Source organism: Kribbella sp. NPDC058693, assembly GCF_042715335.1.
In the GTDB taxonomy this organism is placed as follows: domain Bacteria; phylum Actinomycetota; class Actinomycetes; order Propionibacteriales; family Kribbellaceae; genus Kribbella; species Kribbella jiaozuonensis.
The window spans coordinates 783,602-796,420 of record NZ_JBHXSQ010000001.1 but is presented as its reverse complement, the minus strand read 5'-3'; the positions used below and the strand labels follow the sequence as shown (position 1 = coordinate 796,420).

The window sequence follows — 12,819 nt, the reverse complement described above, 5'->3', positions numbered from 1 at the left end:
TTAACCGTCCGGTAACCTCGCTCCATGGCAGCCCGCGTGCAGGTCGTCACCGACTCCACGGCCGGTCTGTCCACGCATGAGGTGCTCCGTCACCCGCTGACCGTCGTACCGCTCCAGGTCGTGATCGGCGGCACGTCGTACGACGACGGCGCCACGTCTGCCGATGCGGTCGCGGAAGCGCTCAAGACCTTCACGCCTGTCTCGACCAGCCGCCCCGCCCCGCAGACCTTCGCTGACACGTACGCCGCCTGTGCCGCCGACGGCGCCGAAGCGGTGGTGTCGATCCACCTGTCCGGCGACATGTCCGGCACGTTCGAGGCCGCGATGATCGGGGCCAAGGAGTCGCCGATCCCGGTCCGCGTGGTCGACTCCCGCTCGCTCGGCATGGGCCTCGGCTTCCCGGTCCTCGCCGCGGCCGCCGCAGCCGCCGCCGGGGCGGACGCCGCCGCGGTCGAGGCAGCGGCGCGAGCCACGATGAAGTTCACCTCGGCGTACTTCTACGTCGACACCCTCGAGTACCTCCGCCGCGGCGGCCGCATCGGCGCCGCCCAGGCCCTCTTCGGTACGGCGCTCGCCGTCAAACCGCTCCTCACGATCAGCGGCGGCCGCATCGTCCCCCTGGAAAAGGTCCGCACCTCCAGCCGAGCCATCGCCCGCTTGGCCGACATAGCCGTCCAACGCGCCGGCGACGCCCCCGTCCAGCTGGCCGTCCACCACCTCTCCAGTCTGGAAAAAGCCCAATCCCTGGCCGACGACCTCTCCAACCGCCTCCCCAAAGCGGAAGAAGTCGTCCTCCGCGAGGTAGGCGCCGTAATCGGCGCCCACGTAGGCCCCGGCCTCCTGGCCGTAGTAGTCAGCCCCCGCTGACCACCCGCAGTTCTCCACAGGTCCGAAGTCGTCGTCCCGCAACCGCCCCGAACTCGTACTTTCTCTGCACGTGAAGGCCTTCCGCCGTACCCCACCCCCCGACCCCACCACCCGAGCCCGAGCCCTGGCCCGCCTAGCCGCCCGACCCCCCACCCACCCCACCACCACAGCCCTCCCACCCACCCACAACACCGCGCACCCCGCCCCCGCCCACCCAGCCGTCACCAACCACCCGACGCCCGACGCGAGCCACGCCGACGACCACCCGTCGTACGGCGTTGACAACAACGACGCCAAGCCCGCACCCACACCCGCCCAAGGCGTCGACCGCTCAACGCACGCCATCACCAGCGACCACGCCCAGCCGACGCACGACCTGACCCATGCCGTCGACCAACCGCCGCACGGCGTCGTCCGCGGCCACGACGAGCCCGCGCCTGCAGCCCCCCGGGCCGCCGACCGGTCCACGTACGACGTGTCCCGTACCAGCAACGAACCGCCGTACGGCGTGGGCGTTGACGACCAACCGGGGTACGACGCTGCCCGCGGCGGCACCCAGCTTGCGCCCACATTTGCCCGGGACGTCCACCAGTCTGCGCACGCCGTGACGCGCGGCAGCGACCAACCGGCGTACGGCGTGGACCGCCTCGGCAACGCACCGGCGTATGGCGTGAGCCGCGTCGGCGACCAACCGGGGTATGGCGGCGACGGGCCTGCGCCCGCAGCTGCCCGGGGTGTCGACCGGTCCGCGTACGGCGTCTCCCGCGACAGCGAGGCGGCGTACGGCGTGAGTCACGGCGGCGACCAGCCTGCGCATAGAGCAGGCCGAGGTGCCAACCAGCCTGCTGACGCAGTTGGTGGCGACACCGGCCAACGGGCGCGCAGCGGTGGCCGTGGCGGCGACCAGTCCACGCACGCGGTTGGACGAGGCCTGGGGCTAGCTGCGCACGTTGGTCGCGGCGATGGCGAGAACCTTCACAATCCGACCGACCCCAGTCGCGAGCACCCCCGCGACGACTACCTGGAGGAGCGTGATGACGAGGTGCGAGGTGGATGGATCCCAGAACAGGTCCGGCCCGAGCGACTCCGAGATGCTCGCTGGACCCTCACGCCACGGCACGTCCTCGTCCTGCTCGCTGTATTGGCCGTGGGCTTGTCCTGGGCCGCCTGGACCTTCCTTCGAGCCCGGCCCGAAACCCTCCCGAACGCCCAACCCAGCATCGCTACCACCGGCTCACCCGTCGCCCAGCCGACCTCCGGCCAAACCCAACCCGGCCAGACACAACCCAACACCGGCCAACCGGAACCTGGTGCCAGTCAGTCGCCAGGCACCAATCCGTCATCCGGCCCCAACCAACCGTCCGGCACTAACCAGCCTCCAGGCGCTAACCAATCCCCAGGCACCAACCAGTCGCCCGCCGCCGCAACCTCACCTGGCCAACCGCTGCTCGTGGTGTACGTCGCCGGCAAGGTCCGCCGTCCCGGCCTCGTACGCGCCCCGACGGGCTCTCGCGTGGCCGACGTACTCGCCCTAGCCGGCGGTCCGCTACCCGGCGTGGACCTCACCACCCTCAACCTCGCCCGCCAGATCACCGACGGCGAGCAGATCAACGTCGGCCTGCCGAACCAACCCCCACCCACCAACCCACCCGGCGCAACCACGTCATCCACGCCGACCACTGCATCCACAGACCCCGTCAACCTCAACACCGCCACCCTCGCCCAACTGGACGCCCTCCCCGGCGTTGGCCCCGTCCTCGCCCAGCGGATCCTCGACTACCGCACCCAGAACGGCCCTTTCACCACCATCGACCAACTCCAGGAGGTCCCCGGCGTAGGCCCCAAAAAGTTCGACTCCCTAAAACCCCATGTCCGCCTCTAACAAACAACCAGCCACCAGCCACGAACTCCCCACTAGCACCCCACCCGCCCCCAACCCACACACCTCGAACGCACCCACGGCCGACCCGCCTCTGACCGAGCCGCCTGTGGGTGAACCGCTCGATGTGCGGCTGTTGGCTCCGGCGGGGGTGGGTTGGGTTACTGCGGTTGTGTTGGTTGGGGAGCGGCCGGTTGTTGCTGTGGTTGTCTCCGGTGTTGCGTTTGCGCTTGCCGTCGCGCTTGGCCTGGTTCTGCGTAGTAGACCGACGCATCCGCGGCGGACGATCGGGTGGGCGGCGGCTGGGTCCTTGGTTGTTGTGGGTGGGTTGGGGATTGCCGCGGCGTTGCAGTCGGCGAGCCTTCGCGCGGGGCCGATTCGCGGGCTGGCTGCCGACTCGGCGAGCGTCAACGTTCGCCTCAAGATCGAAGGGGATCCATCACTTCGCCAAAGCACCACCAGTCGACGTCCGCCGTACGTGGTCGTCAAAGCAACCGTCGAGGAGGTGCGCACCCACTCCAGTTCCACCGGCACGACCACGACCCGCATCCGTACGCCGGTCTTCCTCATCGGGACGGCGAAGTGGCAGGCCGTCAGATACGGCCAGCATGTCGACGCCACCGGCAGGTTGGAGGCTGTCGAGGACGGCTCGGATGTTGCCGCGATGCTTTCGACCCGATCGCCGCCGCGGGTTGTGGATCAACCGCCGTGGTGGCTGCGGGCCGCTGAGCAGGTTCGTGCCGGCCTCCGGAAGGCTGTGGCCAACGAGCCTGATGATGTCCGCGGTCTCGTGCCGGCGCTGGTGATGGGCGACGTGTCCGGGGTGTCCGCCGAATTGAATGCGGACTTTCAGACAACCGGGCTCACTCACTTATCCGCGGTGTCGGGGACGAATCTGACCCTGCTCCTCGCATTCGTGCTTCCGCTGGCGCGGCTGGTCGGAGTGCGTGCGCGCGGTCTGACCGTGGTCGGCGTGTTGATGGTCGTGGTCTTCGTCATCCTCGCCAGGCCACAGCCGAGCGTTCTCCGAGCGGCCGCGATGGGCCTGATCGCGTTGGCCGCGATGACGAGCGGCGGAGCGCGGCGTCGCGCAGTACGCAGTCTGTCGGTCGCGGTGATTGTGTTGCTGCTCCTCGACACGTCGTTGGCGCGTTCGGCCGGGTTCGCGTTGTCGGTGCTCGCGACCGCGGGGATTGTCCTGCTCGGGCCTGGTTGGCGGGATGCCTTGGCGAGGTGGTTGCCGGGGTGGCTTGCTGATGCGATCTCGTGCCCGCTGGCTGCTCAGCTCGCGTGTACGCCGGTCGTCGCGTGGCTCTCGGGGCAGGTGTCCTTGGTCGCGGTTGCGGCGAACCTGTTGGCCGGACCAGCGGTCGGTCCGGCGACGATCCTCGGCTTTGTCGCGGCCGGAGTCGCCTTGCTAAGCACGGCATTGGCGCAGCTGGTCGGCTGGGCAGCGGGCTGGCCTGCACGCTGGATCATCCTCGTCGCCCGGGAGGGAGCCGGCCTCCCAGGCGCCGCGAACGCCTGGCCGGCAACAGCGCTCGGGATCGCCGTACTGACCCTGCTCTGCCTGGCGCTCGTGCTCGGCCTGCACCGCATCCTCGCCCGCCCGATCGCGATGATCCTGGCGGTGGTGGTGCTGGCGGTCGTCGTACTGCGCCCTGTCGGCTCGCTCGGTTGGCCGCCCGACGACTGGCTCTTCGTGGTCTGCGATGTCGGGCAGGGTGACGGCCTGGTACTGCGAGCCGGTGAGGGTACGGCGGTTGTCGTCGACACCGGCCCGGATCCGGCCGCGATGGATCGATGTCTACGGGACCTGGGGATCAAGCACATCCCGGTGCTTGTACTCAGCCACTTCCATGCCGATCACGTCGGCGGCCTGGCCGGCGTGCTGAACGGGCGGAAGGTCGATGAGATCGAGGTGACGCCGTACTTCTCGCCGCGGGCGGAGTACGACCGGGTGGTCGAGCTCGCATCGCACCATGGGGTCGGCCTGCGGACGGTCGCGTTCCACGAGAAGCGGGTGGTTGGCCAGCTGAGTTGGACGACGCTCTGGCCGGCGAAGGTACCGGCGTTGCCTGCGCCCGGCACGTCGTCCGCGACCTCGTCGGACGAAGGGTCGCCGGAGAACAACGCCAGCATCGCGATGATGGTCGAGGTCGCCGGTCTGCGCATCTTGCTCACCGGAGACCTCGAGCCCGAATCCCAACGGGCAGTCCTGGCATCAGGTGTCGATCTACGGGCCGACGTCCTGAAGGTCCCACACCACGGTTCTGCCCAGCAGGAGCCCGAATTCATCGCCGCCACCCACGCCCGCCTGGCTCTCATCTCTGCCGGCCGCGACAACGACTACGGCCATCCGGCCCCCAGGACTCTGGAGCTCCTGTCCCATGACGCTATCCGAACCGCCACCACCAACGTGAGCGGCACCCTCGCCGTCACCAACAACCACAACCAACTGGCGCTCACCGCAACACATCCCGCGCCGTGACGTTCAGGACCGGACGGTATGAGGTGCTGCCTGAACGCTCAGCGGCTCTTCGCCAACGCGTCGTACCGCACGTCCGTGAGTTGTTGGGATACCTCCCACAGCCGCCGTTGAGTCGCCGCGTCGTGTGACCGGGGCGTCGACTCGAGCCGCGTCGGTTGCCCCTTGAACTCGAACAGACCATCCGGCCCGTAGTACTCGCCGCCCAGCGCCCCCGGGTCGACCGCCGCGTACAGGATCGAAAGTGCCCCAATCTCCACCGGATGGGTGATCGGGCGGGCAAGTCCCCACGATGCGCCGCGGAACAGAAACGGCAGATTCCGGTTCAGTTCCGTGCGGGCGCCGCCGGGGTGGGCAGCCAGTGCCACGGTCGTCGCACCAGCCACCGCGAGTCGGCGCTGCAACTCGTAGGTAAAGAGGAGATTCGCCAGCTTCGACTGGGCATAGGCCGCCGATCGCCGGTACCGCCGTTCCGACTGCAGATCGTCGAAGTCGATTCGCCCCTGGCGGTGCGCAGGACTGGCGACGGTGACGACCCGCGAGCCGGCACCTGGCAGCAGTCGCTCCAGCAACAGCCCGGTGAGGGCGAAGTGACCCAGGTGATTGGTGCCGAACTGGAGCTCGAACCCGTCAGCCGTCGTACTGCGTGGGGGCCGCATCACGCCGGCGTTGTTGATCAGGACATCGATGCGATCGTGCTCCGCACACACCTGCTTCGCAGCCTCACGGATCGACTCCAGCGAGGCGAGATCGAGAGCGACTACGCCCACCCGAGCGGACGGCGTCACGGCTCGGATGTGATCCCGAACCGCAGCGCCCTTGGCGAGGTCACGGCACCCCAGCACTACGGTCGCACCGGCCGCGGCCAGCACGATCGCGGTCTGCCGGCCTACCCCGGCACTGGCTCCCGTGATGAACACGGTGCGGCCTGACTGATCAGCTATCGCCATCGGACCCTCCTGCTATTATCCGGGATGTGTATCCCGGATATGACGATACGGGACGGGCATCCCGTTTAGCAACGGTCCGACGCAGCGCTCGATGCGGAGTCGGATGCGAGGTCCGATGCGAGCTCCGAGTACGGGGGACCGATGGCTGAGTCGGGCAGGGCATTGCGAGCCGATGGACAGCGGAACCGCACTCGGGTGGTGGAAGTCGCCGAAGCCGCGTTCGCGACGAAGGGATTGGCTGTTCCGATCTCAGAGATCGCCCGACGCGCGGAGGTCAGCACCGGCACGGTCTCGCGCCACTTCCCGACCAAGGACGCTCTCATCGAGGCGGTCCTTCTCACGGTGCTCGAGCGCCTGGGCGTCGAGGCACGGGCTCTGGTGGTCGCCGACGGCCCCGGCCCGGCGTTCTTCGGCTTCTTCAAGCGGCTGGTCCTCGAGGGCACGACCAACAAGGCCCTGTTCGACACCTTGGCCGCGGCCGGCCCCGACAGCGACCTCAAGAGCGCCGTGGCATCGGCGGGCACAGACCTGATGGCAGCCCTCGGACACCTGCTGGTCCGTGCTCAACAGGCCGGCGACGCCCGGCCCGATATCACCGTCGACGACGTGTCGGCCATTCTCGTCGGCGCCCTCGCGATGCAGGCTCACAGCAGCACCAACACGCCATCCGCCCACCTGGCTGACCTGGCCACCGACACCCTCCGAGCCCACCCCTGACGCCTCCCCGCGGGTTCGCGACCAAGAGGTGGCGCGGCGAGGGTGATCCCACAACCCCGTCACGACGAAGGCGTCACTTCATACCGTCTAGAGCTGGGCGAAAGTGACGGATGCGGTTGGGATGGTGTTTTCGGGTTGGTCGCCCAGGGACCAGGCGGCTACTCGGGAGACGGTCTGGGCTGGGATCTTGTCGGATACGCCGTGGACTGCGGGGACGTCGTACGTGCCGTGGGCGTCGTGGGGAAGGAGGACGTGGTAGCCGCGGGCGAGGGCGGTCTTCGCGGTCGCGTGGACGCACATCTCGGACATGACGCCGCAGATGGCGAGTGAGCGGACGCCGGCGGTGACGAGGATCTCGCCGAGTGGCGTTGCATCGAAGCCGTCGTCGCGGGGCTTGCGGACGACGTGCTCGCGTGGGCCGGGTTTCACCGGGAGGTAGAGCTCCCAACCGGGCGTCTCCGGCTCGTCGTCGGCGCCGGGCGGGCCGTCGTTCTGCAGATGTACGACGACTGCGCCGGCTTCGCGTGCTCGGTCGAGCAGCTCGCCCACCCGATCCAACAGCTGACCAGCTCCAGGCACGGCATCCGGGCCCGAGACGAATGCGGTCTGCATGTCCACGACGATCAAAGCGTCGGCAGGTTGGGTCATGGGGTCATCTTGGTTGGTTCGGCGAGGGTGCGCACTTGGATTGTCGGAGTGGCGTGGGATGCTGGCCGCGTGGCTGCTCGTAGGGGTTCTGCGCCGAAGCTCGGTGATGTGTTGCTGGTGACCGGGACCGAGTCGTTCCTTGCGGATCGGGCGGTGCGGTCGGCGATCGCGGCGGTGTCGAAGGGCGCCTCCGAGGTCGAGGCAACCGACGTCGACGCGGCCACGCTGGATGTCGGGGTGTTCGCGGAGCTGACCGGGCCGTCGCTGTTCGCGAGCGAGCGGGTGCTGGTTATGCGATCGCTGGAGAATCTGCCGAGCGAGATGGTGCCGCATCTGCTCGAGTACGCCGGTTCGCCGTCGGACGACGTACTCGCGGTGCTGGTGCACTCGGGAGGCCAGAAGGGCAAGGGCGTTCTCGACAAGTTGCGGAAGGCATCGGTCAACGAGGTCGTCGCGACGGCGCCGAAGGCTTGGGAGCTGCCGCAGTTCGTGGCGGGGGAGATCCGGCTGCACGGCGGGACCGTTGACGAGGGCGCGGCGTCGGCGCTGGTGGACGCGGTCGGGCATGACCTGCGGGCGTTGGCCGGGGCGTGTTCGCAGCTGGTGTCGGACTCCGGCGGTCAGGCTGTGACGGCCGAGCTGATCGGGCAGTACTTCGGTGGGCGCGCCGAGGTCACGAGCTTCGCGGTCGCGGACGCGGCGATCGCCGGGCGGACCGAGCCGGCGCTGGAGCAGTTGCGGTGGGCGCTGGACTGCGGGGTTGCGCCGGTGCTGGTCACGAGTGCGATGGCGGGCGGGTTGCGCGGGCTGGCGAGGTACTCGAGTGCGCCGAGCGGGATGCGCGAGGCGGATCTGGCGCGTGAGGTCGGCGTACCGCCGTGGAAGCTGAAGCAGCTCAAGCAGCAATCCCGTGGCTGGACTCCTGGTGGGCTCGCGACCGCGATCAAGGCCGTCGCTCAGGCCGACGCCGACGTCAAGGGTGCGTCGGGCGACGCCGGGTACGCCCTCGAGCGGATGGTCCTCACCGTCACCCGAGCCCACGGCCGCCGCTGACACAGAGTCGCGCACCCCGGCGTCTCGCGGCGCCGGCTGCGCGAGCCGACCAACCCCGGATCCTCCGCCGAGAGCCGGTGCCGAGAGCCGGTGCCGAGAGCCGGTGCATCAACCTGGTTCGGGCACGCAAAAACGATCGGCCGGTCGTTGGGGACGGGCCGATCGTTCGGGGGCCGCGCGGCAGGCGCGCGGCCGGGGCCTCAGAGGGAGGCGGCCTTCTTGAAGAGGGCCGACTTCCGGTTGGCAGCCTGGTTGGCGTGGATGACGCCCTTGCTGACGGCCTTGTCGAGCAGGCGGCCGGCCTTGCGGGCGGTCTCCTGGGCCTTGTCGGCCTCACCGGCGTCGACGGCCTCGTGGAAGCGGCGCACAGCCGTCTTGAGGGTCGACTTCACCGACTTGTTGCGAAGTCGCGCAGCCTCGTTCTGGCGGTTGCGCTTGATCTGGGACTTGATGTTCGCCACGAAGAAGAGCCTCGATCAGGTGTGTGCGGTCAATACGGAAGGTGTCGCGGCGCACGGCTATACACCGCCCGTGGGCGCGCGAAGAGCCAGATTACCAACAAGGCGACCCCAGCTCCAAACTCACTCCGGCCGCGCCACCGGCTCGGCGGTGGATTTCAGCCGCGTGAGGGTGGTGTGGATGCCATCCGCGTTGCGCGGGGTGCGATTGCCGAAGATCGGCCGGAACAGCGCTCGCAGGACGCGGGGGCGGTGGTCGGTCCAGGATTCGGTGACCTCGCAGCCGGCTTCGGTCGGGGTGAACTCGTAGTCCCAGAGCGAGATCGGGATGGGGCCGAAGTGGATGGAGAAGGCGAACCGGCGGCCGGGCTCGGCGGCGACCACCCGGCCGAAGGTGAACCAGCGGACAGCGCCGGCCCGGTTGTGACCGATGAATCGCGCCCCGACCAAAGGCCCGCTGGAAGGCGTCGGGGTGGCGGGTTCGGTGGGCGGGGCGGTGGGGTCGGAGTGGCGCGACCAGGTGACTCGGGTGCACTCCGGGCTCCACTCGCGCATCCGGGGTAGATCGCTGACCAATGAATAAAGGGTGTCGGGCGAGGCGGCTACCGAGATGGACTCGGTCAGATCGGGCATCGGGTTTTCCCTTGCTGTCGGCATCCGTCCGGTCCGAGGGTGACATCGAGGCGGGCGCGACGGCATACTCGGGGCCCCGCGAGCCCCCAGCTCCACCATCGCGCTGCCCAAGCCCTGGAGGAACTCCGTGACCCGCAAACGCCCGGCGATCATCGTCGCCACGGCCCTGATCGCCGCGACGGCCGGCGTACCGCTGCTCGTCAACGCCGCCAACGCCAGCCAACCGGCGGCGACACAGGCAACCCCCGAGCTCAAGCGCTCCGAGACCGGTTCGTACATCGTCCAGCTCGACGACTCCCCGGTGGCCGAGTACGACGGCGACATCGCCGGCCTCGCCGCCACCAAGGTCGCGCCCGGCGGCAAGCTGCTGAAGACCGCCGCCCCGGTGATCAACTACGTCAAGCACCTCACGAACGAGCGTGACGAGCTGCTCAGCAAGAGCAAGATCACCAAGCTCTACGACTACAACTACACGTACGCCGGCTTCTCCGCCCAGATGTCGTACGACGAAGCCGTCAAGCTGGCCAAGCAGTCCGGCGTGAAGAGCATCGAGCCGAGCGACATCGTGCACGCCGACACCGTCGACACCCCGCGCTTCCTGGGCCTGTCCGGCAAGGGCGGCGCGTGGCAGCAGGCCGGTGGTATCGACAAGGCCGGCGACGGCGTGATCATCGGCATGATCGATTCCGGGTACACCCCGGAGCGCCCGAGCTTCGCGCCGATCAAGACCACCAAGCAGTCCGACGCGATCATCGCGAAGAAGTGGAAGGGCACCTGCCAGGCCGGCGAGGAGGCGCCCGTCACCTGCAACAACAAGGTGATCGGCGCCCGGTACTTCGACAAGGGCATCGGCACCCGCCCGATCCCGGAGGAGTACAAGTCGCCGCGTGACTACGGCGGCCACGGCACGCACACCGCGAGCACCGCGGCCGGCAACTACGGCGTCGAGATGAGCGTCATGGGCCGCGACTACGGCAAGGGCTCCGGTATGGCGCCGCACGCCCGCCTCGCGATCTACAAGGCGCTCTGGGCGGTCGACGCGACCGGTGGCGGCAGCGGTACGGACGCCGACATCGTGGCCGCGATCGACGCCGCGGTCGCGGACGGCGTGGATGTCATCAACTACTCGATCTCCGGCAGCGGTTCGTCGTACGTGAATGCCACCGGGCTCGCGTTCCTCCGGGCGGCCAAGGCCGGCGTGTTCGTCGCCACCAGCGCCGGCAACACCGGTCCGGGCGAGGCGACGGTCGGCAAGACGTACCCGTGGGTGACATCAGTTGCCAACGGCACCCATGACCGCGACATCCAGACCAAGCTCACCCTGGGCAACGGCAAGACGTACACCGGTGCGGGCATCGGCGCCGGCGTACCGAGCGCGCCGGTGATCCTTGCCAAGGACGCTGGGCTCCCGGGTGCCGACCCGGCCAACCTCACGCTCTGCCAGGCCGGAACGCTCGACCCGGCGAAGGCCACGGGCAAGATCGTCGTCTGCGACCGTGGCGTGAACGCCCGCGTCGACAAGAGCCTGCAGGTGAAGAACGCCGGCGGCATCGGCATGATCCTGCTCAACCTGACCCCGAGCACGCTCGACTCCGACCTGCACTCGGTCCCGACCGTCCACCTCGACGACAAGGCTGCTCCCGAGGTCAAGGCGTACGTCAGCGGCACCGCCAACCCGACCGCGACGATCAGCGCCGGTACGCCGGTTCGCGTGACTGCTCCGATGGTGGCCGCTTCGTCCAGCCGCGGCCCGTCCCCGGCCGGCAACGGTGACCTACTCAAGCCGGACGTCATGGCGCCGGGTACGAACGTCCTCGCCGCGACGACCGCGTTCAGCGCGGCCGGTGGCGAGTACGCGTTCATGAGCGGTACGTCGATGTCCACGCCGCACATCGCGGGCATCGCCGCCGTACTGAAGGCCAAGCACCCGACGTGGTCCCCGATGGCGATCAAGTCCGCGATGATGACGACCGCGACCGACAAAGACACCGTGGGCAAGCCGATCAAGAACGACTCCGGCTCGCAGGCCAACCCGTTCGGGTACGGCGCCGGCCTTGTCCAGCCGAAGCTGGGGATGGATCCCGGCCTGGTCTACGACTCGACGTACACCGACTGGACCAAGTTCGTCTGCGGCTCAGGCCAGGTCCCGGCCACCCATGAGCTGTGTGCGAACGGCAAGATCGACCTGAGCGACCTCAACTACCCGACGATCGCGATCGGCGACCTGGCAGGCAAGCAGACCGTCACCCGGACCGTGACGAACGTCAGCAAGCTGCCGGAGATCTACTTCCCGAAGGTCGAGGGCCTGAAGGGTCTCAAGGTGACGGTGTCGCCGCGGATCCTGATCACGCTGCCCGGCCGCAGTACGACGTACAAGGTGACGTTCGAGAACAACGGCGCTCCGCTCGAGCAGTACTCGTTCGGCCGCCTGGTCTGGAAGTCCGCGAAGCACTCCGTGGCCAGCACGCTGGCGATCAAGCCGCTCACGGTCAAGGCGCCGACGCAGGTCAACGGCTCCGGTGTCAGCGGCTCGGTCCAGGTGCCGGTGACGGCCGGGTACTCCGGGACGCTCAACACGACTGCGATCGGTCTGGACGCGGCCGCGGTCGGCGAGGCGGCGCTGAAGAACCCGGGCGGCGTGGCGTTCCCGACGACGGCTCCGAAGGCGAACGACCACGTCGCGAAGTTCACGGTCAGCGTCCCAGCCGGTACGACGCACGCCAGGTTCTCCACGTTCGACGCGGACTACCCGGCGGGCACTGACCTGGATGTGTTCGTCTACCAGGCCGGTACGACGACGCTGCTCGGCAGCAGCACAGGTGGTTCGGCAGAGGAGGAGGTCAACCTCCCACGGCCGGCAGGCGGCCAGGTGGACGTGTACGTCGACCTGTACGCCGGAGCGAACGAGCAGACCGTCAAGCTCAACCACTGGGAACTGCAGAAGGCCGCCGGCAACCTGACGGCCACGCCGGCGAGCCAACAGGTAACAGTCGCCGGCCAGACCAGCATCACTGCGTCCTGGACCGGCCTGACACCCGGCACCCGCTACCTGGGTCAACTGCGCTTCTCCGACGGCGCAGACGGCTCCGGCTCCACCATCGTCCGAGTAGACAGCTGAACAAGACA

Annotated in this window: 10 protein-coding genes; 6 read left to right on the top strand and 4 right to left on the bottom strand. The window is 68.9% G+C overall.

What is annotated here, in order from left to right; genetic code table 11:
- The first annotated feature begins 24 nt into the window (after window positions 1–24).
- From ACFWUU_RS03760 to ACFWUU_RS03750, 3 genes are all read left to right on the top strand, one after another.
- On the top strand, window positions 25–867 hold the full coding sequence (locus tag ACFWUU_RS03760) for a DegV family protein (RefSeq protein ID WP_380172418.1): 843 nt from the start codon (window positions 25–27) through the stop codon (window positions 865–867).
- 70 nt (window positions 868–937) lie between these two features.
- Window positions 938–2,749, top strand: a complete 1,812-nt coding sequence (locus tag ACFWUU_RS03755; RefSeq protein ID WP_380172416.1) for a helix-hairpin-helix domain-containing protein — start codon at window positions 938–940, stop codon at window positions 2,747–2,749.
- A gap of 169 nt (window positions 2,750–2,918) precedes the next feature.
- Window positions 2,919–5,237: a ComEC/Rec2 family competence protein gene (locus ACFWUU_RS03750; protein ID WP_380172414.1), complete on the top strand. Its 2,319-nt coding sequence runs from the start codon at window positions 2,919–2,921 to the stop codon at window positions 5,235–5,237.
- 38 nt (window positions 5,238–5,275) lie between these two features.
- On the opposite strand, the gene ACFWUU_RS03745 is transcribed toward ACFWUU_RS03750, so the two are convergent.
- Entirely contained in the window at window positions 5,276–6,184 is a 909-nt protein-coding gene (locus ACFWUU_RS03745) for an oxidoreductase (RefSeq protein ID WP_380172412.1), read from the bottom strand.
- 198 nt (window positions 6,185–6,382) lie between these two features.
- Between ACFWUU_RS03745 and ACFWUU_RS03740 the strand changes: the two genes are divergently transcribed.
- Window positions 6,383–6,901: a TetR/AcrR family transcriptional regulator gene (locus ACFWUU_RS03740; protein WP_380172410.1), complete on the top strand. Its 519-nt coding sequence runs from the start codon at window positions 6,383–6,385 to the stop codon at window positions 6,899–6,901.
- An 87-nt stretch (window positions 6,902–6,988) separates the two neighbouring features.
- Here the strand turns inward: ACFWUU_RS03740 and ACFWUU_RS03735 are convergent, their stop codons facing one another.
- Entirely contained in the window at window positions 6,989–7,549 is a 561-nt protein-coding gene (locus ACFWUU_RS03735) for an isochorismatase family protein (protein WP_380172408.1), read from the bottom strand.
- 69 nt (window positions 7,550–7,618) lie between these two features.
- Here ACFWUU_RS03735 and holA point away from each other — a divergent pair, with 69 nt between their 5' ends.
- A complete protein-coding gene (holA, locus tag ACFWUU_RS03730; RefSeq protein WP_380172406.1) occupies window positions 7,619–8,602 on the top strand; it encodes a DNA polymerase III subunit delta in 984 nt (327 codons plus the stop codon).
- A gap of 200 nt (window positions 8,603–8,802) precedes the next feature.
- Here holA and rpsT read toward each other — a convergent pair whose 3' ends face one another.
- Complete coding sequence (gene rpsT, locus ACFWUU_RS03725; RefSeq protein ID WP_130447203.1) at window positions 8,803–9,063, bottom strand: 30S ribosomal protein S20; 261 nt, start codon at window positions 9,061–9,063, stop codon at window positions 8,803–8,805.
- Between the two features lie 120 nt (window positions 9,064–9,183).
- Window positions 9,184–9,693, bottom strand: coding sequence for an SRPBCC family protein (locus ACFWUU_RS03720; protein ID WP_380172404.1), 510 nt, complete (start codon window positions 9,691–9,693; stop codon window positions 9,184–9,186).
- Between the two features lie 127 nt (window positions 9,694–9,820).
- On the opposite strand from ACFWUU_RS03720, the gene ACFWUU_RS03715 reads away from it, so the two are divergent.
- Window positions 9,821–12,811 carry a S8 family serine peptidase gene (locus ACFWUU_RS03715; protein ID WP_380172403.1) on the top strand — a complete coding sequence of 997 codons (2,991 nt, stop codon included), beginning with the start codon at window positions 9,821–9,823 and terminating at the stop codon, window positions 12,809–12,811.
- The last annotated feature ends 8 nt before the right edge of the window (window positions 12,812–12,819 follow it).